Annotated in this window: 22 protein-coding genes; 8 read left to right on the forward strand and 14 right to left on the reverse strand. The window is 72.9% G+C overall.

The genetic code is table 11. The annotated features are described in order from the left end of the window. The first annotated feature begins 5 nt into the window (after window positions 1–5). Window positions 6–1,220, forward strand: a complete 1,215-nt coding sequence (locus IE286_RS15335) for an acyl-CoA dehydrogenase (protein ID WP_189797282.1) — start codon at window positions 6–8, stop codon at window positions 1,218–1,220. A gap of 120 nt (window positions 1,221–1,340) precedes the next feature. Here the strand turns inward: IE286_RS15335 and IE286_RS15340 are convergent, their stop codons facing one another. Then, on the reverse strand, window positions 1,341–1,853 hold the full coding sequence (locus tag IE286_RS15340) for a PadR family transcriptional regulator (protein WP_189797283.1): 513 nt from the start codon (window positions 1,851–1,853) through the stop codon (window positions 1,341–1,343). A gap of 57 nt (window positions 1,854–1,910) precedes the next feature. On the opposite strand from IE286_RS15340, the gene IE286_RS15345 reads away from it, so the two are divergent. Further along, on the forward strand, window positions 1,911–2,603 hold the full coding sequence (locus IE286_RS15345; protein ID WP_189797284.1) for a cysteine hydrolase family protein: 693 nt from the start codon (window positions 1,911–1,913) through the stop codon (window positions 2,601–2,603). A 90-nt stretch (window positions 2,604–2,693) separates the two neighbouring features. On the opposite strand, the gene IE286_RS15350 is transcribed toward IE286_RS15345, so the two are convergent. Continuing rightward, a complete protein-coding gene (locus IE286_RS15350; RefSeq protein ID WP_189797285.1) occupies window positions 2,694–3,365 on the reverse strand; it encodes a TetR/AcrR family transcriptional regulator in 672 nt (223 codons plus the stop codon). 101 nt (window positions 3,366–3,466) lie between these two features. On the opposite strand from IE286_RS15350, the gene IE286_RS15355 reads away from it, so the two are divergent. Beyond that, complete coding sequence (locus IE286_RS15355) at window positions 3,467–4,429, forward strand: NAD(P)-dependent alcohol dehydrogenase (protein ID WP_189797361.1); 963 nt, start codon at window positions 3,467–3,469, stop codon at window positions 4,427–4,429. A gap of 138 nt (window positions 4,430–4,567) precedes the next feature. Here IE286_RS15355 and IE286_RS15360 read toward each other — a convergent pair whose 3' ends face one another. The 3 genes from IE286_RS15360 to IE286_RS15370 are packed head-to-tail and all read right to left on the reverse strand — an operon-like array spanning window position 4,568 to window position 7,613. After that, window positions 4,568–5,161: a TetR/AcrR family transcriptional regulator gene (locus IE286_RS15360; RefSeq protein ID WP_189797286.1), complete on the reverse strand. Its 594-nt coding sequence runs from the start codon at window positions 5,159–5,161 to the stop codon at window positions 4,568–4,570. A 26-nt stretch (window positions 5,162–5,187) separates the two neighbouring features. Then, window positions 5,188–6,855 carry a class I adenylate-forming enzyme family protein gene (locus IE286_RS15365; RefSeq protein WP_189797287.1) on the reverse strand — a complete coding sequence of 556 codons (1,668 nt, stop codon included), beginning with the start codon at window positions 6,853–6,855 and terminating at the stop codon, window positions 5,188–5,190. Next, window positions 6,852–7,613: an SDR family oxidoreductase gene (locus tag IE286_RS15370; protein ID WP_229862825.1), complete on the reverse strand. Its 762-nt coding sequence runs from the start codon at window positions 7,611–7,613 to the stop codon at window positions 6,852–6,854. The genes IE286_RS15365 and IE286_RS15370 overlap by 4 nt, the downstream gene beginning before the upstream one ends. Before the next feature lie 215 nt (window positions 7,614–7,828). Here IE286_RS15370 and IE286_RS15375 point away from each other — a divergent pair, with 215 nt between their 5' ends. Continuing rightward, window positions 7,829–9,076: an exo-beta-N-acetylmuramidase NamZ family protein gene (locus IE286_RS15375; RefSeq protein ID WP_189797288.1), complete on the forward strand. Its 1,248-nt coding sequence runs from the start codon at window positions 7,829–7,831 to the stop codon at window positions 9,074–9,076. Between the two features lie 55 nt (window positions 9,077–9,131). Here the strand turns inward: IE286_RS15375 and IE286_RS15380 are convergent, their stop codons facing one another. Next, window positions 9,132–11,924, reverse strand: a complete 2,793-nt coding sequence (locus IE286_RS15380) for a penicillin acylase family protein (protein ID WP_189797289.1) — start codon at window positions 11,922–11,924, stop codon at window positions 9,132–9,134. A 272-nt stretch (window positions 11,925–12,196) separates the two neighbouring features. On the opposite strand from IE286_RS15380, the gene IE286_RS15385 reads away from it, so the two are divergent. Further along, window positions 12,197–12,799 carry a hypothetical protein gene (locus IE286_RS15385; protein ID WP_189797290.1) on the forward strand — a complete coding sequence of 201 codons (603 nt, stop codon included), beginning with the start codon at window positions 12,197–12,199 and terminating at the stop codon, window positions 12,797–12,799. Window positions 12,800–13,026: 227 nt separating this feature from the next. Continuing rightward, window positions 13,027–14,094 (forward strand): RNA ligase (ATP), encoded by a 1,068-nt coding sequence (locus IE286_RS15390; RefSeq protein ID WP_189797291.1) that lies wholly within the window; start codon window positions 13,027–13,029, stop codon window positions 14,092–14,094. A 45-nt stretch (window positions 14,095–14,139) separates the two neighbouring features. On the opposite strand, the gene soxR is transcribed toward IE286_RS15390, so the two are convergent. Continuing rightward, the gene (gene soxR, locus IE286_RS15395) at window positions 14,140–14,703 is read right to left on the reverse strand and encodes a redox-sensitive transcriptional activator SoxR (RefSeq protein ID WP_229862828.1); all 564 of its coding nucleotides are present in this window, start codon (window positions 14,701–14,703) and stop codon (window positions 14,140–14,142) included. A gap of 104 nt (window positions 14,704–14,807) precedes the next feature. Here soxR and IE286_RS15400 point away from each other — a divergent pair, with 104 nt between their 5' ends. Next, the gene (locus tag IE286_RS15400) at window positions 14,808–15,269 is read left to right on the forward strand and encodes a MaoC family dehydratase (RefSeq protein WP_189797292.1); all 462 of its coding nucleotides are present in this window, start codon (window positions 14,808–14,810) and stop codon (window positions 15,267–15,269) included. Window positions 15,270–15,280: 11 nt separating this feature from the next. On the opposite strand, the gene IE286_RS15405 is transcribed toward IE286_RS15400, so the two are convergent. The 3 genes from IE286_RS15405 to IE286_RS15415 form a co-directional block, all read right to left on the reverse strand. Beyond that, a complete protein-coding gene (locus IE286_RS15405; RefSeq protein WP_189797293.1) occupies window positions 15,281–15,910 on the reverse strand; it encodes a TetR/AcrR family transcriptional regulator in 630 nt (209 codons plus the stop codon). Window positions 15,911–16,046: 136 nt separating this feature from the next. Beyond that, the gene (locus IE286_RS15410) at window positions 16,047–16,334 is read right to left on the reverse strand and encodes a YiaA/YiaB family inner membrane protein (RefSeq protein ID WP_189797294.1); all 288 of its coding nucleotides are present in this window, start codon (window positions 16,332–16,334) and stop codon (window positions 16,047–16,049) included. 109 nt (window positions 16,335–16,443) lie between these two features. Next, window positions 16,444–17,595: an acyl-CoA dehydrogenase family protein gene (locus IE286_RS15415; protein WP_189797295.1), complete on the reverse strand. Its 1,152-nt coding sequence runs from the start codon at window positions 17,593–17,595 to the stop codon at window positions 16,444–16,446. An 89-nt stretch (window positions 17,596–17,684) separates the two neighbouring features. Here IE286_RS15415 and IE286_RS15420 point away from each other — a divergent pair, with 89 nt between their 5' ends. Beyond that, on the forward strand, window positions 17,685–18,332 hold the full coding sequence (locus IE286_RS15420) for a TetR/AcrR family transcriptional regulator (protein WP_189797296.1): 648 nt from the start codon (window positions 17,685–17,687) through the stop codon (window positions 18,330–18,332). A 41-nt stretch (window positions 18,333–18,373) separates the two neighbouring features. Here the strand turns inward: IE286_RS15420 and IE286_RS15425 are convergent, their stop codons facing one another. From IE286_RS15425 to IE286_RS15440, 4 genes are all read right to left on the reverse strand, one after another. Beyond that, entirely contained in the window at window positions 18,374–19,456 is a 1,083-nt protein-coding gene (locus tag IE286_RS15425; protein ID WP_189797297.1) for a Zn-dependent alcohol dehydrogenase, read from the reverse strand. Window positions 19,457–19,469: 13 nt separating this feature from the next. Continuing rightward, window positions 19,470–20,858 carry an aldehyde dehydrogenase family protein gene (locus tag IE286_RS15430; protein ID WP_189797298.1) on the reverse strand — a complete coding sequence of 463 codons (1,389 nt, stop codon included), beginning with the start codon at window positions 20,856–20,858 and terminating at the stop codon, window positions 19,470–19,472. Window positions 20,859–21,033: 175 nt separating this feature from the next. Next, on the reverse strand, window positions 21,034–21,744 hold the full coding sequence (locus tag IE286_RS15435; protein WP_189797299.1) for a class F sortase: 711 nt from the start codon (window positions 21,742–21,744) through the stop codon (window positions 21,034–21,036). After that, entirely contained in the window at window positions 21,734–22,399 is a 666-nt protein-coding gene (locus IE286_RS15440) for a hypothetical protein (protein ID WP_189797300.1), read from the reverse strand. The genes IE286_RS15435 and IE286_RS15440 overlap by 11 nt, the downstream gene beginning before the upstream one ends. Between the last annotated feature and the right edge of the window lie 95 nt (window positions 22,400–22,494).

The raw sequence follows: 22,494 nt of genomic DNA on the forward strand, positions 1-22,494 counted from the left end.
CCCGCATGGACTTCGCGTTCGACGCGCGCACCGAGGAGCTGCGCGCCCGGCTGCTCGCCTTCATGGACGAGTACGTCTACCCCGCCGAGCAGGTGGTGCACGAGCAGCGGGCACGGCTCGCCTCGCCGTGGCAGACCCCGCCGGTGGTGGAGGAACTGAGGGCCGAGGCACGCCGGCAGGGCCTGTGGAACCTGTTCCTGCCGGATGCCGAGTACGGGGCCGGGCTGACGAACCTGCAGTACGCGCCGCTCGCCGAGATCACCGGCCGTTCCCCGCAGCTCGCGCCCACCGTCACCAACTGCGCGGCCCCGGACACCGGGAACATGGAGGTGCTGGCCCAGTTCGGCGACGAGGCGCAGAAGAAGCAGTGGCTGGAGCCGCTGCTGGCCGGTGAGATCCGTTCCGCCTTCGCGATGACCGAGCCCGAGGTGGCCTCCTCGGACGCCACCAACATCACCACCCGCATCGAACGGGACGGCGACGAGTACGTCATCACCGGCCGCAAGTGGTACATCTCCGGCGCGATGCACCCCGACTGCAAGATCTTCATCGTGATGGGCAAGACCGACCCGGACGGGCCGGACATCCGCCGCCAGCAGTCGATGGTGCTGGTGCCGCGGGACACCCCGGGGGTCAGGGTCGAGCGGGCGATGCGGGTCTTCGGCTACGAGGACCACTACCACGGCGGCCACGCCGAAGTGGTCTTCGACCACGTGCGGGTGCCGGCGTCGAACCTGATCGGCGAGGAGGGCGGCGGTTTCGCCATTGCCCAGGCGCGCCTCGGGCCGGGCCGCATCCACCACTGCATGCGGCTGATCGGCATGGCCGAGCGGGCCATCGAGCTGATGTGCCGGCGCGCGGTGTCCCGGACCGCCTTCGGCAAGCCGCTGGCCCAGCAGGGCGTGATCCGGAACTGGATCGCCGACGCCCGGGTGACGGTGGAGCAGCTGCGGCTGCTGGTGCTGAAGACCGCGTGGCTGATGGACACGGTCGGCAACAAGGGCGCGCACACGGAGATCCAGGCCATCAAGATCGCCACGCCGCGCGCGGTGGTGGACATCCTGGACCGGGCGATCCAGCTGCACGGGGCGGGCGGCGTCAGCCAGGACTTCCCGCTGGCCGAGCTGTACGCCGGGGCACGCACCCTGATGCTCGCCGACGGACCGGACGAGGTCCACCAGCGGTCGCTGGCCCGGCGGGAGTTGAAGAAGTACCTGTGACGCCGGGGCCGGCCGGGGCGGCCCCGGCCGTTGCGCAGGGAGGCCGCCCCGCCCCGGCACCTGCCGTCCGCCGCATCCCCCGTCCGTCCGGGCACAGGAATCCGGGGCCGACCGGCAGCGTCAGCCCAACACCTCCCGCAGCCAGGCACGTTCCGCCTCGCTTGTGGCGCGGGCGATGGTGAGCATGCCCCGGCGGTAGAGGTCGTCGACGTCCTCGGCGCGCAGCGGGCTGTCGCCGTCGTGGAAGAAACTCGCGGGCTGCTCCAGGAACTCCAGACGCCGGCGCAGCACCGCGTGCTGCTCGGCGGTGTCGGGGAGCTGGGAGAGAAAGGCCAGGACGGTGAAGTACCGGGTGCTGTCGCTGATGTCCAGGCCGTCGGCTTCCCGCAGCCGGCGCAGAAGTTCGGCACGGCCGGCGGCGGTCAGGCTCAGGGTGTTACGCCGGGCGGCCGAGGCACCGGGCTCGGTTCTGCGGTCGAGCAGCCCCGCCTTGACGAGCCGGTCGATCGCCGGGTAGAGGCTGCCGTCGCTGACCGGACGGGTGTGGCCGTTCAAGTGCGCTATCCGGTGGCGCAGTTGATAGCCGTGCAGCGGCCCTTCGGACAGAAATCCCAGGATCGCGAGTTCCAGCATGCTGCTACTCTCTCACATCGAAACGAGGTGCCTCGAATCGATGCAAGGGGGCTGGGGATGCCGTACACCGAGGAGTGGGTGACCGCACGGGCACGTGACCTCTACGCGCACGGCCGGGCGGCCTTCGATGTCCGCCCGGAGCGGACGGCATTGCTGGTCATCGACATGCAGGACGAGTTCGTCCGGCCCGGCTGGAGCCCCTTCTGGGTGCCGGCGGCCACCCGGATGGCACCCCGCCTGCGCGGGCTCGTCGAGGGATGCCGGTCCCTCTCGGTTCCGGTGATCTGGACGATCTTCGACGACACGCATCTCGGACTGGACCGGCCGAAGGCCCTGCGCCACCTTCCGCACGGCGACACCGACTGGCGCCGGCCGGGCCCGGCCGAGGTGTGGGAGCCGATGGGCCGCCGCCCCGACGAGGTCGTGATCCGCAAGCCCTCGTACGGCGCCTTCTACGACACCCCGCTCGACACGATCCTGCGCAATCTCGGCCGGGACACGGTCGTCGTCACGGGAACGCTCACCAACTACTGCTGCGGCACCACGGCCCGGCAAGCCTATGAGCGCGGCTACCAGGTCGTGTTCGGGTCGGACGTCACGGCCACCGACGACGAGTCCCGCCAGGAACCGGAACTGGCCGTGCTGCGCAAGGGGTTCGCGCTCGTCCTGACCGCCGAGGAGATCATGGCCCGGCTGGCCGGATCCGGCGTCCGCCTCCCCCGGGCCGCCGGCGCCGAGGACCCACACTGATACGGCACCCGCGCCGATCGCCGAGGCCGGTCGCCGGACCGGCACCCCCTGCGGCGGGAGCCGCATCACGTCCTCACGGCGGACACCGCATCACGCCCTCTTAGCGGACACCGCGTCCGGGGCGATCGGGAGGCTGCGCAGGGTCAGTGCGGACGGCGGCGGCAGCGGGCGGTCGGCTGTGCCGGGGCGGAAGGAGTGGAGCAGGTAGGCGACCAGCCGCCGGGACGCCGCCTCGTCGTCCGGTGCCGCGGCCACCAGTCCGCAGTGCGCCAGCAGGACCATGACGAGGTCGGAGGGGTGGAAGTCGGCCCGCAGCGCGCCCGCCGCCTGGGCCCTGCGGACCAGGGTGGTGACGTCCCGTTCGGCCTGTTCCCGGGCGCGTGCGTGGTGCGACGTGGTCTGGGGGAAGGCGGCGGCGAACGCGGCCGGGAAGCCGCGTTCCTCCCGTTGCGCGGCGCACAGGGTCTCCACCAGGTGCTGGAAGCCCTGCCACGGGTCGGGGGCGGCCAGGGCCTCGGTGAGTGCCCTCGCGCAGGTCTCCATCTGGCGTGCGAACGCGCCGCGCACCAGGGCGTCCCGGGTCGGGAAGTGCCGGTAGAGCGTCGCGACGCCGACCCCGGCCCGGCGGGCCACGGTGGCCATCGGCGCGTCGATCCCATGCTCCGCGAAGACCGCACGGGCGGCGACGAGGATGCGTTCACGGTTGCGCCGGGAGTCCGCCCGCACGCCGTCCCGGGGTGCGATCCGAGAAGATTCCGCCATCACTGTTTCTCGCTTCCGGCTCAATCGGACGAGTTCGTCCGGTTCCCAGCCTACGGTCGGTGCCGGACCCCTGGAACGATCCCGATCGCAAAGGCGAGGCGATGGACGACCGCATGATGACGGCAGTGCTCTACGACCGCTACGGCGGCCCCGAGGTGCTCTGCACCACCCGCGTGCCGCGCCCCGAGCCGGCCCCCGGCGAGATCCTGGTGAAGGTGCACGCGTTCAGCGTCAACGGCATCGAGACGACCGTCCGCAACGGCCGGCTCCGTCTCCTGACCGGCCGCACGTTTCCCCAGCGCATCGGCCTGGACTTCGCCGGCGAGGTCGCCGCGACGGGCGCCGGAGTCGTCGGTTTCGTGCCCGGCGACCGGGTGTGGGGGATCCTGGGCCGCTCCTCCTTCGGCAGCGCCGCCGAGTACGTGACGGTGCCCTCCGAGCGGGCCGGTCCGGTCCCCGACGGCCTCGATCTGGTGGAGGCGGCCACGCTGCCGGTGGCCACCACGGCGGTCACCGCGCTGCGGGACAAGGCCCGGCTGCGCCCCGGTGAACGGCTGCTCGTCCGGGGCGCGGCGGGCGGGGTCGGCAACGCCGCCGTCCAGCTCGGGCGGGCGTACGGGGCCCAGGTCACGGGCCTCGCCCGCGCGGCCAACCTGGACTTCGTGCGCGCCCTCGGTGCGCACCGGGCCGTGGACCACCGCAGCGTGCGTCCGGCGGAGCTGGGCCGCTTCGACGTCGTCCTGGACACCGTGGGGACCGATCCTCGGGACTGGCGGCGCCTGCTGAGGCCCGGCGGGCGCATGGTCACCATCGCCTTCGACACCCGCCGGCCCGTCGCGTGGCTCGGCTCGGTCGCGGCCAGCACGGTCCACGGACGCGGCCGGGTGCGCTACTTCGCCGGCAACCCGAAGCGGGAGCACTTCGACGACCTGGCCCGTCATGTCCGTCAAGGCTTGCTGCGTCCCGTGGTCGACAGGGTTTTCCCGCTCGAGGAGACGGCGGCGGCGCACGCCGCGCTGGAGGCGGGCGGTGTCCGCGGCAAGTACGTGGTCCAGGTCGTGTGAGGCGTCCGCCGCAAGTACGTGGTCCAAGTCGTGTGAGACGTCCGCGGGTCGCTCGTCACGGGCGCCCGGCGCACACGGTGGCGGGTGCGCCCGGCCCGCCCGGCCCGTGACCGCGGCGGGCGCAGCCGCCGCGGGGCCTCAGGGCCGCAGCGCCCGCATCAGCAGGTCGGCCAGGTGGCCGGCGACCTGCTGCGGGCTGAGCGGGCCGTCGGGGCGGTACCAGGTGGACAGGTGGTGGACGGAACCGAAGTGGTAGTCGACCACCAGGTCGGCCGGGGTCGCGGTGGAGAACACGCCCTGCCGCTGGCCCTCCTCGATGAGCGCGCGGAAGCGTTCGTGGTAGCGCCGGCGCTCGGCGCGCACCTGCTTGTTCTTCTCCGGGCTGAGGTGGTGCATGGAGCGGAAGAAGATCGCCGCGTCGTCCAGGTTCTCGATGGTGGTCACCACCACGTCCGCCGCCGCGTCGCGCAGCCGCTGCTCCACCGGGGCGTCCAGGCCGGCGAAGTGGTCCAGCCGCTCCTGCTGGACCCGCAGCACGCGGGCGTACACCTCGTGCAGCAGGTCCTCCTTGGACCCGAAGTAGTGGTAGAGCGCGCCCTTGGTGACGCCCGCGGCCTCGACGATCTCCTGCACCGAGGTGCGGTCGTAGCCCTGCTCGGCGAAGAGCCGGGTGGCGGCGGCCAGGAGCCGCTGGGGCACGGGGGTGCCGTCCTTGTCCGTGGTCCTGGGCACTGGCGCCACCCGCCTTTCCTCGTCGTTCACTGACTGTCTCGCGTGCGGGAACGCAGTTCCCGCCGCAGGATCTTCCCACTCGCCGTCTTCGGCAGATCCGGCAGGATCTCCACCTGCCGCGGATACTTGTACGCGGCCAGTCTCTCCTTGCAGTACGCGGCGAGCTCGGCCGGGTCCGCCTCGGCGCCCGGACGCAGACTGATGAAGGCCTTCACGGTCTCGCCGCGGTAGCCGTCGGGCACACCGACGACGGCGGCCTCGCGCACCGCGGGATGGGTGTACAGGACGTCCTCCACCTCGCGCGGCCAGACCTTGAAGCCGGAAGCGTTGATCATGTCCTTCTTGCGGTCCACGACGTAGAGCCAGCCCTGTTCGTCCATGAACCCGATGTCACCGGTGCGCAGCTCGCCGCCGGGGAAGGTCTCGGCGGTGGCCTCGGGCCGCCGCCAGTAGCCGGGGACCACCTGCGGGCCGCTGACGACGATCTCCCCCTGCTCGCCGAAGGGGACCTCCCGGCCGTCGTCGCCGACGATCCGGACCACCGTGTCGGGTCCGGGCACGCCCACCGCTAGCGTCCCGGAGACCGGGTCGACGGGCGCCTCCCGGCCGGGCGGGACGGAGGCGCAGGGCGCGGTGCACTCGGTGAGGCCGTAGCCGTTGCGGATGTACGGCCCGAAACGGTCACGGAAGGACTCCACCAGGGCGGGCGGCAGCGGGGCGCCGCCGGAGGAGATGACGTGGAAGGAGGAGAAGTGGTCCGGGCCCGCCGAGGGGTGTGCGGCCAGCGCCATGAACGCGGTCGCGGGGCCCACGGTGTAGTGCGGCCGGTGCTCAAAGAACGCCTCCAGCACCACCCCGGCCTGGAAGCGGTAGGCCAGCACCAGGGTGCCGCCGCTGGTCAGGCAGGCGCCGAACTGGCAGACGATGCCGGTGATGTGGAACAGCGGCGCCAGCGCGAAGTACACCGGTGCCGCGGGCAGGCCGAGGCCGGCGCGCTGCCGTTCGGCGTTGTACATGATGTTGCGGTGGGTGTTGGTGGCGCCCTTGGGGGTGCCGCTGGTGCCCGAGGTGTAGCTGATCAGCGCGATGTCGGCGGGGGCGGGGGCGCGGTCCTGCGGGGCGGGCAGGCCCGCGCGGGCGACGGCGGTCAGGTCGTCGGCGTCCGCCGCCGGACCGAGCCGTTCGAAGGCGAGGACGCGGGGATCGTCGCGGGTCTGGAAGTCCCGCTCGCACGCGGTGAGCACCACCCGTACCGGGGTGCCGGCGGCGGTGTCGCGCAGATACCCCTGCCAGGCGCGGTCCGAGCAGATCAGCGCGGCCGCCTCCGAGTCCCGCAGGACGTGGGAGACCTCGGCCGACTTGTACATCGGGTTGACCGGGACGACGCTCGCCCCGGCCTTCCAGGCGCCGAGGACGGCCAGCACGAAGTGCGGGGAGTTCTGCAGCATGACCGCCACCCGGTCGCCGCGGACGATCCCGCGGGCGGCCAGATGACCGGCGACCGAGTCGCTGAGGGCGTCCACCTCGCGGTAGGTGAGGCGGGCGTCGAAGTAGGCGAGAAAGGTGCGGTCCGGGGTCTCGGCGGCCACCCGGCGCAGGGCGTGCACCAGGGAGTCCTCCGGGTCGACGGGGGCGCGCTGGGCGTCGGTGAGCAGGGCCAGCCAGGGCTTGGCGGCGTAGCGGGAGGCGGTCACCGGATCTCCTCCCACGTGCGCTGCAGGCGGTTCATGGTGGTCAGCCAGCGTTCGGGGTCGGCGGCGCGGCCCTGGTAGAAGCCGGCCACCTCCGGGTGCGGCAGGATCAGGAAGCGGTCCTCCGCGATGCCCTGGAACAGGGCGTCGGCGACATCCTCCGGCTCGATCGCGGTGGGCTTGAGCACCAGGTCGCCGGCGCTGCCCGAGGCGTCCAGCATGTCGGTGCGGACCCCCTGCGGGCAGATGGCGTGCACCTTGATCCCGCGGTGGCGGTAGGTGAGCGAGAGCCATTCGGCGAAGGCGTAGGCGCCGTGCTTGGTGACGCTGTACGGGGCGGCGCCGATCATGGTGAGCAGTCCGGCGGCGGAGACGGTGGCGACGAACCGGCCGCTGCCGCGTTCCAGCCAGCCCGGCAGCAGTGCCCGGGCGGCGCGCACGTGGGCCATGACGTTGACGTCCCAGGCGCGCTCCCACGCCTCCTCGTCGGCCGCCTCGGAACCACCGGTGCCGACACCGGCGTTGGCGCACCAGATGTCGACGGTGCCGCCGAGGGCGTCCCGGGCCTCGGGGACGATCGCGGAGGCGTCGCCGGGCAGCGCGATGCCGCCGGTCTCCTCGGCCACGGCCCGCGCCTTGTCCGCGTCGAGGTCGTTGACGACCACCCGGGCTCCCTCGGCGGCGAACCGGCGGGCCAGTGCGGCCCCTATGCCGCCTCCGGCTCCCGTGACGACGACCCCCGCTCCCTGCACGGCTTCCACGTTGCGCCTCCCTCGACCTCGGTGTGCGACGCGTCGCACAGCGGCTCCGCCGCGACACACTAACCGGTCGGTATGTTGTGCGGAAAGGGCGCGGCAGGGCCGGGACCGTCACCGGTGTGGACCTCAGGCGGTGCCGCCGGCGCGTTCCCAGCCGGCCGGGGCGCGCGCTAGCGTGCGTGACCACTGACCCGTGCCGGGACATCGGAGGTCACCGCATGAAGCTGTCCAGACGGAGCCTGCTCGCCACCACCGCCGCGGTCGCGGCCTCCACCGTGCCCGCCGCGCAGGCCGAGGCGGCCCCGCAGGGGCACGGCCGGACGGTGCGCACCGGCTTCGAGCGTCTGGCGGCCGACGGCTACGCGCTGCTGGACGGGCAGCGGGTGGGGGTCGTCACCAACCCGACCGGCGTCACGAGGGACGTGCGTCACATCGTGGACGTGATGCACGCCGACCGCCGGGTGGACCTGGTCGCCGTCTTCGGCCCCGGGCACGGCTTCCGCGGCACCGCGCAGGCGGGCGGCTCCGAGGGCCGCACCGAGGACCCGGCCACCGGGCTGCCGGTGTACGACACCTACCTCGTCAGCGGGCAGGCGCTCGCGGACGTCTTCACCGAGTCCGGGGTGGACACGGTCGTCTTCGACATCCAGGACGTGGGCGCCCGCTTCTACACGTACATCTGGACGCTGTACGACTGCATGGAGGCCGCCGCGCTGGCCGGCAAACGGTTCGTGGTGCTGGACCGCCCGAACCCGGTGACCGGACGTCAGGCCCTCGGGCCGGTGCTGCACAAGGAGTTCGCCACCTTCGTGGGACGGCAGCCGATCGCCCAGGCACACGGCATGACGGTCGCGGAGCTGGCGCGGCTGTTCAACGGCGAGTTCCTGTCCCGGCCGGTGCCCCTGGAGACGGTGACGACGACCGGCTGGCGCCGCACCGACCACTACGACGCCACCGGGCTGCCGTGGGTGCCGCCGAGCCCCAACATGCCCACTTGGGACACCGCTCTGGTCTACTCCGGCACCTGTCTGTTCGAGGGCACCAATCTCTCCGAGGGCCGCGGCACCACCCGGCCGTTCGAACTGCTCGGCGCCGAGGGCATCGACGCCCGCTGGGCGGAGGCCGCCAACGCCCTGGACCTGCCCGGGGTGCGGTTCCGCGAGGCGTACTTCGCGCCCACCTTCTCCAAGTTCGCGGGCACGACCGTCGGCGGGGTGCAGCTCCACGTCCACGACCGGGACGCCTTCGACCCGGTGCGCACGGGCATCGCGCTGCTGGTGACGGCCAAGCGGGTCTGGAGCGGTTTCGCCTGGCGCTCGGACGACTGGATCGACAAGCTCACCGGTTCCGCCCGGGTGCGCACGATGATCGACGCCGGGGCCGGCACCGACGAGGTGGTGGCCGCGTGGCAGGAGGAGCTGGCGGCGTTCCGCCGGGTGCGCCGGCACTACCTGCTCTACCAGTGACACAGGCCGGCGGTGCGGCGGCGGGTTTGAGGGAGCGGCCCGCCGCCGCGGTGTGTCACCGGTGGGAGGTGAACTCCACCACCTGCTGGTAGGTGGGCCGGTTCTGCCAGCTGATCCTGTCGTGCTCGATGCCGCCCAGGGGGCGCTGGACGACCGAGTCGGCGCACCACTGGTCGCCCGCCGCGCACTGGTCGTCGCCGGGGTAGACCTCGGCCGCGGACTTGCCGGCCGCCTGCTTCAGGGTGCCGAGCAGCACGTCCCGGCAGGCGCTCAGGTCACCGTTGCCGCAGTAGGTCCGTGCCAGCGGGCCGCGGACCGGCTCGCCGAGCACCGCCCGGATGTCCTTGTCGACGTAGCTCCACCAGCCGTACTGGAAGGCGCTGCCGGCGTGCGACCCGGTCGGGCCGTGCCCGGCGGAGGGCGCCTCGTCCACGGTCAGATTCGCGGTCATGGCGTTGTACAGCTCACTGCCCAGGCCGGGTTCGAACTCGGCCTTCACCAGCAGCGGCCACCAGGCGTCCATGATGCGGATCGCGTCGGCGTGCGCGTACGTCGTCGAGCCCGCCGAGGTCTCGGCGCGCTTGCCGCCCGCGGACACCCAGGCGTCCAGGGCGTGCACGGCCTCGGCGGCCGCGGGGTCGGTGACCGGTGCGGTGCCGATGACCTTCAGCAGCTTCGGCAGCACGTCCTCGGCGCGCAGGTCGGTCACGGCCGCGTCCGCCATGGCCCGGGTGAGCGAGGCGCGGGTGACGCCGCCGGCCGCGACGAGCTTGCCCACCCGGTCGTCCAGCAGGTCGCCGCGGTGCACCGAGCCCTCGCCCCAGGGCGCGGCGGCGTAGTCCTCGGCCTGCTTGTTGTTCCAGGAGATGTAGTAGTCCTGGTCGACGGACTGCGGGTGGGCGGAGGGCGGGGTGTAGTCGGCGGTGTTCGTGTCCGGGTCCCAGCCACGCCACTCGTACGCCGGCTCGGCCAGCACCGGGAACTCCGCGTCCACGTCGTCCGCCCGGACCGGGTTGTCGCCGCTGTTGTAGTACGCGGTGTGCTGCGCGTCGGCGTAGAACCAGTTGAACGTGAAGTTGATGTGCTGTGCGGCCTTGAGGAAGTCCTGCGGGCCCTTCACGAAACCGGGGTCGTTGAGCATCTGGAAGCCGATGATCGAGTCGGTCTCGTGCAGGTAGGAGGAGCGCAGGGTGGTGTAGGCGACCTTCTTGCCGCCGACGGTGGCCCGGTACTGCACGGGGCCGTACTTGGTGCGCCACACGCGCATCGTGTAGGAGCCGGCGGCCGTGGAGTCGGCGACCGTGGGCTTCCAGGAGTTGGTCCGCTCGACCTGGTCCATGGCCGTGCAGGTGCCGTGGTACAGGTAGTGGTGGTCGTCCTGGCACAGCTCGACGGCGTAGGTGTCGATGACGTCCTGGCCGGAGGTGGTGGCGCTCCACGCGTAGTCCTGGCCGCGGCCGAGCTCGACGTACATGCTCAGCCCGGCGAAGGAGGCGCCGCGGGCGCTGACGCCGGGGCCCTGGATCTCCTGGAGCAGCAGCAGCTGGGGCGCGAAGTAGCCGGTCTGCGGCCCGAACACGGCGACGGGGTGGCCGCTGGCGGTGTGGGCGCCGCTGACGACGAGGGCGTTGGACATGCCGCGGCGGGCGGAGGACACGGCGGTCGTCGCGGCCGTGGCGGACGCGTCCTTCGCGCCGGCGGTCTTCGCGCTGCCGGTGCGGTCGTACACCAGGGGTTCCTCGGTGACCGAGCCGGGGTCGGGCAGCGCCCTGCCCTGCGGCTCGTCCGGCCTGGTGGCGTAGGGGAAGCTCTGCCCGTCGTGGACGGTCAGCACGGCCTCGGGGTCGTTGCGCTCACGGAAGGACTCCCAGACCCTGGTGCCCTCCTCGACGCCGTACTTCGACTGGGCGGCCAGCAGGGACAGGGCGTTGTTCACCTCGCCGCCCCCGCCGGCGCCGAACAGCGAGCCGACCACGGAGGCCAGCGCGACCAGGTCGGTCGCCGTGAAGTGCTCGATCTTCCCCGCGTTGGTGAGGGCGTCCTTGTGGCCGGTCAGGACGTACTCGCCGGGGAAGTAGCGGCCGGAGTCGGAGGCGTCGATGTAGGCGTTGATGCCGTCCAGGTAGGCGTCGACGTCCGCGAGGGCCTGCTGCCCGCGTTCGCCGTTCGTGGCGACGACCCGGTCGATCTGGGCCTGCAGCTCGGCCTCGGTGTACGGGGCGTTGCGGTAGAACTGCTGCTCCAGGCCCTGGTTGGCGGGTGCCCCGCCCGCGAAGGAGGTCAACTGGCCGCGCCCGACGTGCCGGAAGAGGTCCATCAGCCACAGCCGGTCCTCGGCGGCGGCGTACCCCGCGCCGAACTCGGTGCCGTAGCGGGTGGTGCCCGTGATGTGCGGCACGCCGGTTCTCTTGTCGCGGACGATGGTGACGTCGTCCCGTCCGGCGGGCTTCTCGGTGGAGGCGACCTGGTCGGCGGGGACGCCGAACGAGGCGTCGTTGAAGAAGGTGTCGATCTTCTCGTCGGTGAGGGCGGGATAGCCGGACGCCAGGTCGGCGTACGGGCCGAGCTGGTCGGCGGCGTGCGCGGGGCGGGTGCCGAAGGCCTGGTGGAGCAGGATCTGGGCGAGGGTGGCGTTGCCGTTCTCGCCGGGCGGCAGGATGTCGGAGCACCGGCCGCCGCAGTGGTCCTCCGCGGCGGCCTTCGGGGCCACGTTGGCTGCGACCGCAGGGGAAAGCGGTGACAAAAGTCCGGCAATGAGGACGCATACCGATGCGGTCTTCAGGAACCCGGTGATTCTGCGGGGAGTTCTCACTGCGTCGAGCGCGTTGCGTGGGGTGCGCCGTGACATGACTGCTCCTCCCGACGGGAACGGGGCGGCACGTTACCGCCGGCATCCCCGGGTTGGAAGATGAGCATGCGTCACTTGTCCGGGAGCGGACCCGTGGCGGACGAGGCGGTCAACGAGGCCGGCGTTATGGCGGTCATCGGAAATCGGATGGAGCCGGATCGCGGCTCGGCACGTCTATGCGGCGACGTGCGTCGGGCCGTCGCGTGCGGCGGCCGGACCGCGCCGCCGAAGTGACCACAGGACAGGTGCGGGTGTGACGGAGGTGCAGACCGATGGCCGGTTTCCGCAGCTTGGCGAGACAGGTGAGGGACCCACGGTGCGACCTGGCGCTGCGGCGCTACTCACTGCGCAAGTGCCTTGAGCGCTTCGCCCCCTACGGCCACCGGGCGACCTGGGACCACTTGTGCACCCACTGGGGCTTCGGCCCCGAGGACCGGTCCGCCGATCCGGCCCGGCTGGTGGCGGCACTTGAGGAGCTGGAGGAGGCGCGCGCGGTCTGGCTCGACTACGAGCAGCAGTTCGCACGGCGCCGCAGGCAGGAGAAGCACGACGGGCTGCGCCGGCCGGGCAGCAGGGACGACTGGCACCGGATGACCTGGGGCGGGTTCGGCGTCCTGTGGTGCGACGACCCGCGGGTGCATCCGTCCGGTCCGCTGGCCGAGGTGCTGCGCCGGCTGATCGCCGCGCTGGAGCGCCCACCGGGTGCGACCTGCCCGGTGTGCGGCTGCGAGCGGCTGGAGTGGCGCCACGGCCTGCAGCATGAGCCGTCCTTCGGCCCGGTCTGCGCCCATTGCGGAATCCTGGTCCCGCGGCACATCCTCACACCGCAGGCACTGGCCGAGTCGCAGCGGGCGCCGCTGCTGGTGTCGGCCTGAGCACGCAAGGGGTGCGCCGGGGTGCCGCACCCCTCGGCAACGGGGGAACGGGGGGCACCACACCGCGGGATGGCCCACGCGTACGGGGCCGTCACCGGTGGGGCGAGGAGCGCGAGCGGCGCTGCGCGGGGACGGTAGCAGGACGAAATCCGCTCGCTCCACCGTTTTCCGCCGCGGACAGTGAAGGCCATGACCTGCGAACCTTCCGACTGTCCACGGAGCTGCTGATGTCGACGCTGCGCGTCACCGCCGAGATCCTGACCGTCCACGAGCATCCGAACGCCGACGCCCTCGAACTGGCCCAGGTGGGCCTGTACCGAGCCGTCGTCGCCAAGGGCGCCTACCGCACCGGCGACGCGGCCGTCTACATCCCCGAGCAGGCCGTGCTGCCGGACGAGCTGATCGAGGAACTGGGGCTGACCGGACGCCTCGCGGGCGCCCGCTCCAACCGGGTCAAGGCGGTACGGCTGCGCGGCGAGCTGTCGCAGGGCATCGTGTGCCGGCCGAAGGCGCTCGCGGGCGCCGACCTGGCCCGGGCGGCGGCCGAGGGGACCGACTTCGCCGAGCTGCTGGGCATCACCAAGTGGGTGCCGCCGGTGCCGCCGATGATGAGCGGCGAGGTGGAGCCGGCGCCCGGTCTGCTGCCCTGGCTGGAGATCGAGAACATCCGCCGCCACCCGGACGTCTTCACCGCCGGGGAACCGGTGGTGCTGACGGAGAAGGTGCACGGCTCGGCCTGCCTGCTCACCTACCACGCCGAGGACGGCCGGGTCGAGGTCTCCTCCAAGGGCTTCGGCGCCCGGTCGCTGGCGCTGAAGGAGGACGAGCGCAACCTGTACTGGCGCGCGGTGCGGCACCACGGCGTGGCGGAGGCGGCGGCCCGGCTGGCCGGGCGGCTCGGCGCCCGCCGGGTCGGCGTCTTCGGCGAGGTGTACGGGGACGGGGTGCAGGACCTGACCTACGGCGCCGACGCCCGCCGGGACACCCTGGGGTACGCGGTGTTCGACGTCGCCGCGGAGATCGACGGCACGGTGCGCTGGCTGGACCCGGCAGGGCTGCTCGACGGCGAACTGCCGCTGGTGCCGCGGCTGTACGAGGGTCCGTACGACATCGACACGGTGCTCGCCTACGCGAGCGGCCGGGAGACCGTGTCCGGGCGGGAGCTGCACCTGCGCGAGGGCGTGGTGATCCGGCCGGTCGTGGAGCGGTACAGCCCGGTGACCGGCGGCCGGGCCATCGCCAAGGCGGTCAGCTTCGCCTATCTGACCCGTAAGGGCGGCACCGAGTACGAGTGACGCGGGCGGGCCGCGGCCGGGCAGGGGGCGCGGGAGCCGGCGGTGCTACGCCGACGGCTCCCGCGCCGTCGTCCGCCCGGGCGTCCGGGTCGCGCGTTCCGGCCTCCGGGTCGCCCCATCCGGCGTCCGGTCCTTCCGTTCCGGCGTCCGGTTTTTCCGTTCGGGCATCAGCCGGGAGCCGGTCAGGCGGGCGCCGAAGACGTCGTCCGGGTTGGACAGCACGCACGACTCCAGGGACAGGCAGCCGCAGCCGATGCAGTCGGTGAGGTGGTCGCGCAGCCGGTTGAGCTGGGCGATGCGCTGGTCCAGCTCGGCGCGCCAGGCCTCGGAGAGCCGGGCCCAGTCCTCCCGGGTCGGGGTGCGCTCCTCGGGCAGTTCGGCCAGTGCCTCACGGATCGTGGCCAGCGGTATGCCCACGCGCTGCGCGGCGCGGATGAAGGCGACCCGGCGCAGCGTGTCACGGCTGTAGCGGCGCTGGTTGCCCGGGGTGCGGCGGCTGGTTATCAGCCCTTTGGCCTCGTAGAAGTGCAGCGCGGAGACGGCGGCGCCGCTGCGCGCGGACACCTGGCCGACGGTCAGCTCGTGGATCGTCTCGGGAATCTGGGGCACCCCGCAGAGCCTACCCACGCCCGCCGCGCCGGGTCCGTTGACATCGTCTCCCCGCCCGACCATGCTAAGCAGTTGCTTAGACACGCGAGCGAAGGGCCGGTCACATGGCAGAGCCGAGGATCTTCACGTCCGCCGACGAGCTGAAGGCGGCGGTGGGCGAGCAGCTGGGGTACACGGACTGGCTGGAGATCGACCAGAAGCGGATCGACCTGTTCGCGGAGGCGACCGGCGACCACCAGTGGATCCACGTGGATCCCGAGAAGGCCGCGGCGGGCCCGTTCGGCACCACCATCGCCCACGGCTACCTCACCCTGTCGCTGCTCCCGCTGTTCGGGCCGCAGCTGATCCAGGTCGAGGGCGTGACGATGGGGGTCAACTACGGCACCAACAAGGTGCGCTTCCCCTCCCCCGTGCCGGTCGGCTCCCGGCTGCGCGCCACCGCCACCATCACCAAGGCCGAGGAGGTGCCCGGCGGGGTGCAGGTGACGGTCGCCTTCACCGTGGAGCGGGAGGGCGGCGACAAGCCGGTGTGCGTGGCGGAGTCGGTGTCGCGCTACTACCTCTGACGGGCGCGCGGCTACTTCTCGGCGGCGCCCACCATCCGCAGCACGAGGTCGGCGTAGAGCGCGCCGACCTCGTCGGGCGTGCGGGGGCCGTTCACGTTGAACCAGCGGGCCACGTCGATGCACAACGACAGCACGGCGAGCGTCGTGCCCTGCACGTCGAGCACATCGAACTCGCCCGAGCGCACACCGTCCTCGATGATGCCGCGGACCTCGGCGTCGCACTGGCGGCGCAGCGCGACGATCTCGGAGCGGGCCTCGGGGCCGAGGGCGTCGAGTTCGTACTGCACGATCCGCGCCGTGGTGCGCCGCCCGGCGTGCCAGCGGACGAAGGAGCGGACGGCCTCCGCCAGCCGCTCGGCCGCGCTCCCCTCGCTCCGGGCCGCCGTGCGCAGGATGGCGACGGCCTTCTCGTGCCCGAGCCGGCTGATGCGGTGGAGCAGCTCTTCCTTGGTCTTGTAGTGGATGTAGAGCGCGGCCGGGCTCATGCCGGCGCGGCTCGCGATGTCGCGGGTGGTCGTGGCGTGGTAGCCGCGTTCGGCGAAGGCCTCCACGGCGGCGACCAGCAGCCGGCGCGCCGCGTCCGGGGTGACCTCGGCCCACGGTTCCGCGTCGCCGCCGATCGTCTCCTCCGCCGTACTCATCGCTCTCACTCGCCCCTTCCGGTGACAGGAGCACCACCATACCGCTGCCGGTGAGCGGGCGCTTAGAGACGGGGCGCCGGCCGCCCGCCGTCCGGGGCGGGCAGGGCCGGCACCGGCGGGCGCGGGGCACGAGGGGTCACAGCTTCTCGAAGGGGTCGTGTTCCGCGAGCAGCTTCTCCAGACGGGCCTGGTCGACACGGTTGACGATCTGTCCCGCCTCCTGGCGGTCCCGGATCACCTTGGCGAGGGTGAAGGCCGAGGTGACCAGGTACAGCACCGCGATGCCGAGGAAGGCCCGCACCCAGGCGTCGGCGTCCAGGCGGGCGATGCCGATGGCGGTCGCGGCCAGGGCGACGGCGAAGGAGGCGACGGCCTGACCGTAGAAAGCGGCCGTGCTCTGCTGCTTGACCGGTGTGTCGTTCATGCACCGAGCATCCGCGCCCCGGGCCGCCGCCGCATCCGCCGGGATGCTCAGGTGAGGTACTCATGCGCGGAGCACGCCACCGGCGGACGCCGGCCGCGCCCGGGGCGGATCAGAACGCGGAGACCCCCGTGAGCGCCCGGCCGATGACCAGCTTCTGGATCTGGCTGGTGCCCTCGTAGAGGGTCATCACGCGGGCGTCGCGCAGCAGCTTGCCCGCCGGGTACTCGTCGATGTAGCCGTAGCCGCCGTGGACCTGCAGGGCGTTGTGGGCGGCGCGCACGGCGGCCTCGGAGGCGAACAGCTTGGCCTTGGAGGACTCCACGGCGAAGGGCTGCCCGCGGTCGACGAGGTCGGCGACCCGCCAGGTCAGCAGGCGGGCGGCGTCCACGTCCACGGCGATGTCGCTGATCAGCTCCTGGACCAGCTGGTGGTGGGCGATGCTCTTGCCGAACTGCTCACGCTCCCCCGCGTACCTGACGGCCGCGTCCAGCGCGGCCTGGGCTATGCCCACGCAGCCGGCGGCCACCGACATCCGCCCCTTGGCGAGGGCGGACATGGCCACCGAGAAGCCCTTGCCCTCGGGGCCGAGCATCGCGGAGGCGGGCACGCGCACGTCCTCGAGAACCAGCTCGGCGGTCGCCTGGCCGCGCAGGCCCAGCTTGCCGTGGATGGTGCGGCGGCTCAGGCCGGGGGTGTCGGCGGGGACGAGGAAGGCGGAGATGCCCTTGTGGCCGGGGGCGTCGGTGGAGCGGGCGAAGAGCAGCACCACGTCGGCCCAGGTGCCGTTGGTGATGAACATCTTGGTGCCGTTGACGACGTAGTCGTCGCCGTCGCGCACCGCCCGGGTGGTCAGGTGGGCGGCGTCGGAGCCGGTGCCGGGCTCGGTGAGCCCGAAGCAGCCGACGTACTGCCCGCTGGTCAGGCCCGGCAGCCAGGCGCGCTTCTGCTCCTCGCTGCCCCAGGCGGCGATCGTCTTGGCGACCAGGCCGAGGGAGACGGAGACGATGCCGCGCACGGCGGAGTCGCCGCGGCCCAGTTCCTCGGTGACCAGGCAGTACGCGAGGTGGTCGCCGCCCGAGCCGCCGTACTGCTCGTCGATGGTCAGCCCCAGGAAACCGACCTCGCCGAGCTTCTTGACGATGCCGCGGTCGACCTCCTCGGCGCGGTCCCAGGCGGCCGCGTGCGGGGTGATCTCACGCTCGACGAAGTCCCGGGCCAGCTGCCGGACCGCCTCCTGCTCCTCGCTCAGCTCCAGGTTCACCACGCGTCACCCCACCGATGCCAGATCTTGAAAGTCACAGATTTTAATTATCACTGCTAGTTTTTGTGCGCAGCCCTACTATGTGCGCCATGGCCCGACCGCGCAAGCCCCTGCTCAGCACCGACCGCATCGTCCAGGCGGCGCGGGATCTCGTGGACGCGGAGGGCCTCGCGGCCGTCTCCACCCGGCGTCTCGCCGCCGAACTGGGGGTGAGCGGGCCGTCGCTGTACAACCACTTCCGCACCAAGGACGAGATCCTGGAGGCGGTCGCGGACTCGGTCAGCGCACAGGTCGACCTGTCGATGTTCGAGGACGGCCGGGACTGGCGGACCGCGCTGCACGACTGGGCCGTCTCCTACCGGGCCGCCCTGCGCGACCACCCCAACATCGTCCCGGTGCTCGCCCGCGGCCCCGGACGTCGGCCCGCCGCGCTGCGCCTGGCCGACGCCGTCTACGGCGCGATGGTCGACGCCGGCTGGCCGCCGGCCCAGGCCACCTCGATCGGCGCGCTGATGCGCTACTTCGTCATGGGCTCCGCGCTCGGCTCCTTCGCCGGCGGCTTCGTGGACGACGCCGGCGCCTACGACCCGGCCGACTATCCGCACCTCGGCCAGGCGCATCTGCTGGCCGAGCAGCAGGAGAAGATCGACGAGCGGGCGTTCGAGACCGGGCTGAGGGCGCTGCTGGACGGACTGGAGCAGCAGTACCGGCAGATCGTGCGGCCCGCCTCGGGCTGAGGCGCCCCGGCGGGCCGTGCCCCGTCGTGGAACACCCGGTCTCAGAACACCACCAGGGACCGGCCGCCCTTGCCGGCCGTCATGTTCTCGAAGGCGGCCGGGATGCCGTCCAGGCCGATGCGTTCGGTGACCAGCACGCCCAGGTCCAGGCGGCCCGCGCGGACGTGCTCGGCGAGCACGGGCAGGTCCCGGGCCGGGTCGCAGTTGCCGTAGACGCAGCCGCTGAGGGTGCGGCCCCAGTGGAAGATCTCCAGGGCGTTGAAGGTGACCTGCTCGTCCTTGCCGCCGATGCCGACCACCGTGGTGCGGCCGCCGCGGCGGGTGGACTCCCAGGCGGCGCGGATGGAGACCGCGCGGCCCACGCACTCCACGGCGGCATCGACGCCCTGCCCGCCGGTCACGGCGCGGATCTGGCGCGGGGTGGTCGCGGAGGCCACCACGTAGTCGGTGGCGCCCGCGGCGCGCGCCAGCTCCTCCTTGGCCGGGGAGACGTCGACGGCGACGATCTGCGCGGCGCCCGCGATCCGGGCGGCCTGCATCGTGGCCAGGCCCACCCCGCCGGCGCCGAACACGGCGACCGTCTCCCCCGGCCTCACGGCCGCGGCGTGGTGGACGGCGCCGTAGCCGGTGAGGACGGCGCAGCCGAGCAGGGCGGCGTCGGTGAGCGGGACGCCCTCCGGCAGCGGCAGCACGCAGGAGGCGGCGACGACGGTCTCCTCCGCGAAGGCGGCGACGTTCAGCCCCGGGTGCACCTCGGTGCCCGCGACGGTGCGGGCGTGGATGCCGGCGGCGCCGCTGAGCGCGTCGGCGCACAGCCACACCTCGCCGCGCGCGCAGGCGGGGCAGCTGCCGCAGGAGGGAGCCCAGTTGAGCACGACGGCGTCGCCCGGTGCGACATGGGTGACGCCCTCGCCGGTGGCGACCACGGTGCCGGCACCCTCGTGGCCGAGGACGGCCGGGACCGGCACGCGCATCGTGCCGTTGCTCAGCGACAGGTCGGAATGGCAGACACCGGCGGCGGCGAGACGGACGCGGACCTGGCCGGGTCCGGGAGCGGGCAGCTCGATCTCGGTGATCTCCAAGGGCGAGCCGACGGCGGGCAGGACGGCGGCACGGACGGCCATGGCGCGGGCTCCTTCAGAACTGGAGGGACTTGGTCTGCAGGTACTCGGCCAGTCCGTGCCGGCCGAGTTCACGGCCGACGCCGGACTGCTTGTACCCGCCGAAGGGTGCGAGCGGGTTGAACCGGCCGCCGTTGATGTCGACCTGGCCGGTGTCCATGCGGCGGGCGAAGGCGACCGCCTCCGCCTCGTCGCCCGCCCAGACGGCGCCGGCCAGGCCGTAGACGGTGCCGTTGGCGATGCGCAGGGCGTCCTCCTCGTCCTCGTAGCGCAGCACGCACAGCACCGGACCGAAGATCTCCTCCTGGGCGATCGTCATCTCTGGGGTGACGTCGGCGAAGACGGTGGGGCGGACGAAGTAGCCGCGCTCGCGCGGGGCGTCGGGGCCGCCGGCGACCAGGCGGGCGCCCTCGGCGATGCCCTTCTCGATGTAGCCGCGCACCCGGGCCTGCTGCCGTGCGCTGACGACCGGTCCGATGCGGTCGCCGTACTTGCCGGCGGCGGCCGCGGCGATCTGGACGGCCTCGTCGTACTGGTCGCGGTGGACCAGCATCCGGGTCCAGGCGCTGCAGGTCTGGCCGGAGTTGGACATGACGTTGGCGACGCCGACGTTCACCGCCCGGGCCAGGTCGGCGCTGGGCAGGATGACGTTGGCGGACTTGCCGCCCAGTTCGAGGGCGACCCGTTTGACGGCCGCGCCGGCGAGGGCGCCGATCCGCTTGCCGACCGCGGTGGAGCCGGTGAAGGAGATCATGTCGGTGCCCGGGTGCTCGGCGAGGGCCTGCCCGGCGACCGGGCCGAGCCCGGTGACGAGGTTGAACACGCCGGCCGGGATCCCGGCCTCGTGCACGGCCTCGGCGAACAGCCGGGCGGTGAGCGGGGTGTCCTCGGCCGGCTTGACGACGACGGTGCAGCCGGCGGCCAGCGCGGGGGCGACCTTGGCGACGATCTGGTGCAGGGGGTAGTTCCAGGGGGTGATCGCGCCGACCACGCCGACGGGTTCGTGGTGGATCGTGGAGTTGCCCGCCTTCTCCTCGAAGGCGTACGTGGTGGCCAGGTCGGCGTAGGAGGCGGCGACCGCGATCGGCACGGAGGCGTGCACCGCCTTAGAGAGGGCGAGCGGCGACCCGAGTTCCGCGGTCACCGTCTCGGCGATCTCGTCCTTGCGGGCTTCGAGGACGTCCCGCAGGGCGGCCAGGCGGGCGGCGCGCTCGGCGGGCGGGGTCGCCGCCCAGACGGGGAAGGCGGCGCGGGCGGCGCGCACCGCCGCGTCGACGTCCTCGGCGGTGCCGGCCGGCACGGTCGCGACGATCTGTTCGTCGACCGGGTTCACCACCTCGATGACCTCGTCACCCGCGGCGGGGCGCCAGGCGCCGCCGATGTACATGCCGTCGTGTGCCTTCATGGTGCTCCTCCGGGGCGGGGTGCCTCGTCGGACCGTCCGCCGCGCATGGCGGGCGGCCGTCCGCGTCACGGCCTGTCGGTGAAGCCACAAACTAGCGTCGATAGTTTTATGGCGCCAGAGGCTCCGCGCGCACCCCGGGGTTTCACACCTGGCGGCGCCGGCCGGGAGACGTCGTTCACTTCGTCGACGTCAGGTGGGAGAAGACGACGATGTTGCTGGAGTAGCCGGTGCGGCGGGTGTAGAGGCCGCCGCAGGTGATCAGATGCAGCTCGGGGCGGCGGGCCTGGCCGTACACCTCCTTGTCCGGGAAGCGGGTCTTGTCGAACACCCGCACCCGGTCCACGGTGTAGACGGCGGTGCGGCCGTCCGCGCGCCGCACCTCGATGTGGCGGCCCGGCTTCACCTGGCCCAGCGCGGCGAACACGGCGGCCCCGGTGGTGGTGTCGCGGTGCCCGACGGCGATGGCGGTGCCCGCCTCCCCCGGTGAGGGCCCCCTGTCGTACCAGCCGACCACCTTGGGCCGGTCCACCGGCGGGGTCTGCAGCTGCCGGTTCTCGTCCAGGCCGACGGCGACGACGGGTGCGTCGATCCCGAGGGAGGGGATGCGCAGATGCGTCGCCCGGGAGCGGGGCAGCGGCTCGGGCGGGGGCGCGGACGGAACAGGTCCCATCACGCCGCGTGCGGACGGTGCGGACGGCCCGCCGGCGCCGTCCGCACCGTCCGCGGCGTGCGCGGTAGCGCCGGCGGCCCGCTCCGGGCCGGTGTGCTGGTGGAACCCCGCGCACCGGACCCCCCACACCACCAGGACGGTCGCGAGCACGGCCGTCCTGGTCAGACGGTAGGCGCGGGTCCGGTACCAGGGTCTGCGCCGGCGCCTACGCGGCACGGCGGGGACGCCGGCGGACCAGCCGGAGGTAGGCGACGGTGCTGGTCACGACCAGGCCCACCGCCCCGGCCGCGGCCACCGGGGAGAAGGCCTGCGCGGTGTCGACGAGGCCGCCGCCGCCCGCGTGCACACCGCCCTTGGGCCCGTACGGGCCGCCGTGCTCGCCCGCGCCGCCGTGCTCGCCGTGTCCGTCCTCGGTCGGCCTGTCGGAGCCGCCGTGGTGCCGGCCGTCCTGGTGGCAGTTGACGCGGAAGATCTTCTCCTTGGGGTTGCTGCCGATCGTCCAGGTCAGCCGGTACTGCCCATCCGCCAGCGTCATCTCGTCGGTGTGCCCGGCGCCGGAGTTCAGGCCGAGGGCGATGGCGCCGGTGACGGTGGCGCTGCTGGGCAGCGGCGGCTGGGCCTGGATCGTGTAGCCGACGGTGGTCAGCTCACCGAAGTTCGCCGCCTCCAGATAGAACTTGCAGACGACCGGGTCGTCCTTCGGCACTCCGTAGGGCACACCCACTCGGTGGATCCTGATGTCGCCGGCGTCTCCCGGGGCGGCCTTGGCCACCGGTGCCGCCAGCCATGTGGCACCCGCCAACGTCAGGGCCGTCAGGGCCGCGGTCGCACCGACACGGGAGCCGAGGGTGCGTGGGGTCAGGGTGGGCATGGCGCGCTCCTCCGAGTCAGACGATTTTCATACAAATCGCTCGTTCACCTGACTCTCTTACACACCCCTCCATCCCGGTGCGGGACCGACACCCG

The organism is Streptomyces thermodiastaticus (assembly GCF_014656135.1).
Classification (GTDB): Bacteria; Actinomycetota; Actinomycetes; order Streptomycetales; family Streptomycetaceae; genus Streptomyces; species Streptomyces thermodiastaticus.

What these genes read in the sequence shown, in the direction of transcription:
- IE286_RS15350 (WP_189797285.1), bottom strand. Translation starts at nt 3,365, where the DNA reads ATGGCGGAATCTTCTCGGATCGCACCCCGGGACGGCGTGCGGGCGGAC.
- IE286_RS15425 (WP_189797297.1), bottom strand. Translation starts at nt 19,456, where the DNA reads ATGGCCGTCCGTGCCGCCGTCCTGCCCGCCGTCGGCTCGCCCTTGGAG.
- IE286_RS15430 (WP_189797298.1), bottom strand. Translation starts at nt 20,858, where the DNA reads ATGAAGGCACACGACGGCATGTACATCGGCGGCGCCTGGCGCCCCGCC.
- IE286_RS15405 (WP_189797293.1), bottom strand. Translation starts at nt 15,910, where the DNA reads ATGAGTACGGCGGAGGAGACGATCGGCGGCGACGCGGAACCGTGGGCC.
- IE286_RS15335 (WP_189797282.1), top strand. Translation starts at nt 6, where the DNA reads ATGGACTTCGCGTTCGACGCGCGCACCGAGGAGCTGCGCGCCCGGCTG.
- IE286_RS15380 (WP_189797289.1), bottom strand. Translation starts at nt 11,924, where the DNA reads ATGTCACGGCGCACCCCACGCAACGCGCTCGACGCAGTGAGAACTCCC.
- IE286_RS15385 (WP_189797290.1), top strand. Translation starts at nt 12,197, where the DNA reads ATGGCCGGTTTCCGCAGCTTGGCGAGACAGGTGAGGGACCCACGGTGC.
- IE286_RS15345 (WP_189797284.1), top strand. Translation starts at nt 1,911, where the DNA reads ATGCCGTACACCGAGGAGTGGGTGACCGCACGGGCACGTGACCTCTAC.
- IE286_RS15390 (WP_189797291.1), top strand. Translation starts at nt 13,027, where the DNA reads ATGTCGACGCTGCGCGTCACCGCCGAGATCCTGACCGTCCACGAGCAT.
- IE286_RS15355 (WP_189797361.1), top strand. Translation starts at nt 3,467, where the DNA reads ATGGACGACCGCATGATGACGGCAGTGCTCTACGACCGCTACGGCGGC.
- IE286_RS15420 (WP_189797296.1), top strand. Translation starts at nt 17,685, where the DNA reads ATGGCCCGACCGCGCAAGCCCCTGCTCAGCACCGACCGCATCGTCCAG.
- IE286_RS15440 (WP_189797300.1), bottom strand. Translation starts at nt 22,399, where the DNA reads ATGCCCACCCTGACCCCACGCACCCTCGGCTCCCGTGTCGGTGCGACC.
- IE286_RS15375 (WP_189797288.1), top strand. Translation starts at nt 7,829, where the DNA reads ATGAAGCTGTCCAGACGGAGCCTGCTCGCCACCACCGCCGCGGTCGCG.
- IE286_RS15400 (WP_189797292.1), top strand. Translation starts at nt 14,808, where the DNA reads ATGGCAGAGCCGAGGATCTTCACGTCCGCCGACGAGCTGAAGGCGGCG.
- IE286_RS15340 (WP_189797283.1), bottom strand. Translation starts at nt 1,853, where the DNA reads ATGCTGGAACTCGCGATCCTGGGATTTCTGTCCGAAGGGCCGCTGCAC.
- IE286_RS15410 (WP_189797294.1), bottom strand. Translation starts at nt 16,334, where the DNA reads ATGAACGACACACCGGTCAAGCAGCAGAGCACGGCCGCTTTCTACGGT.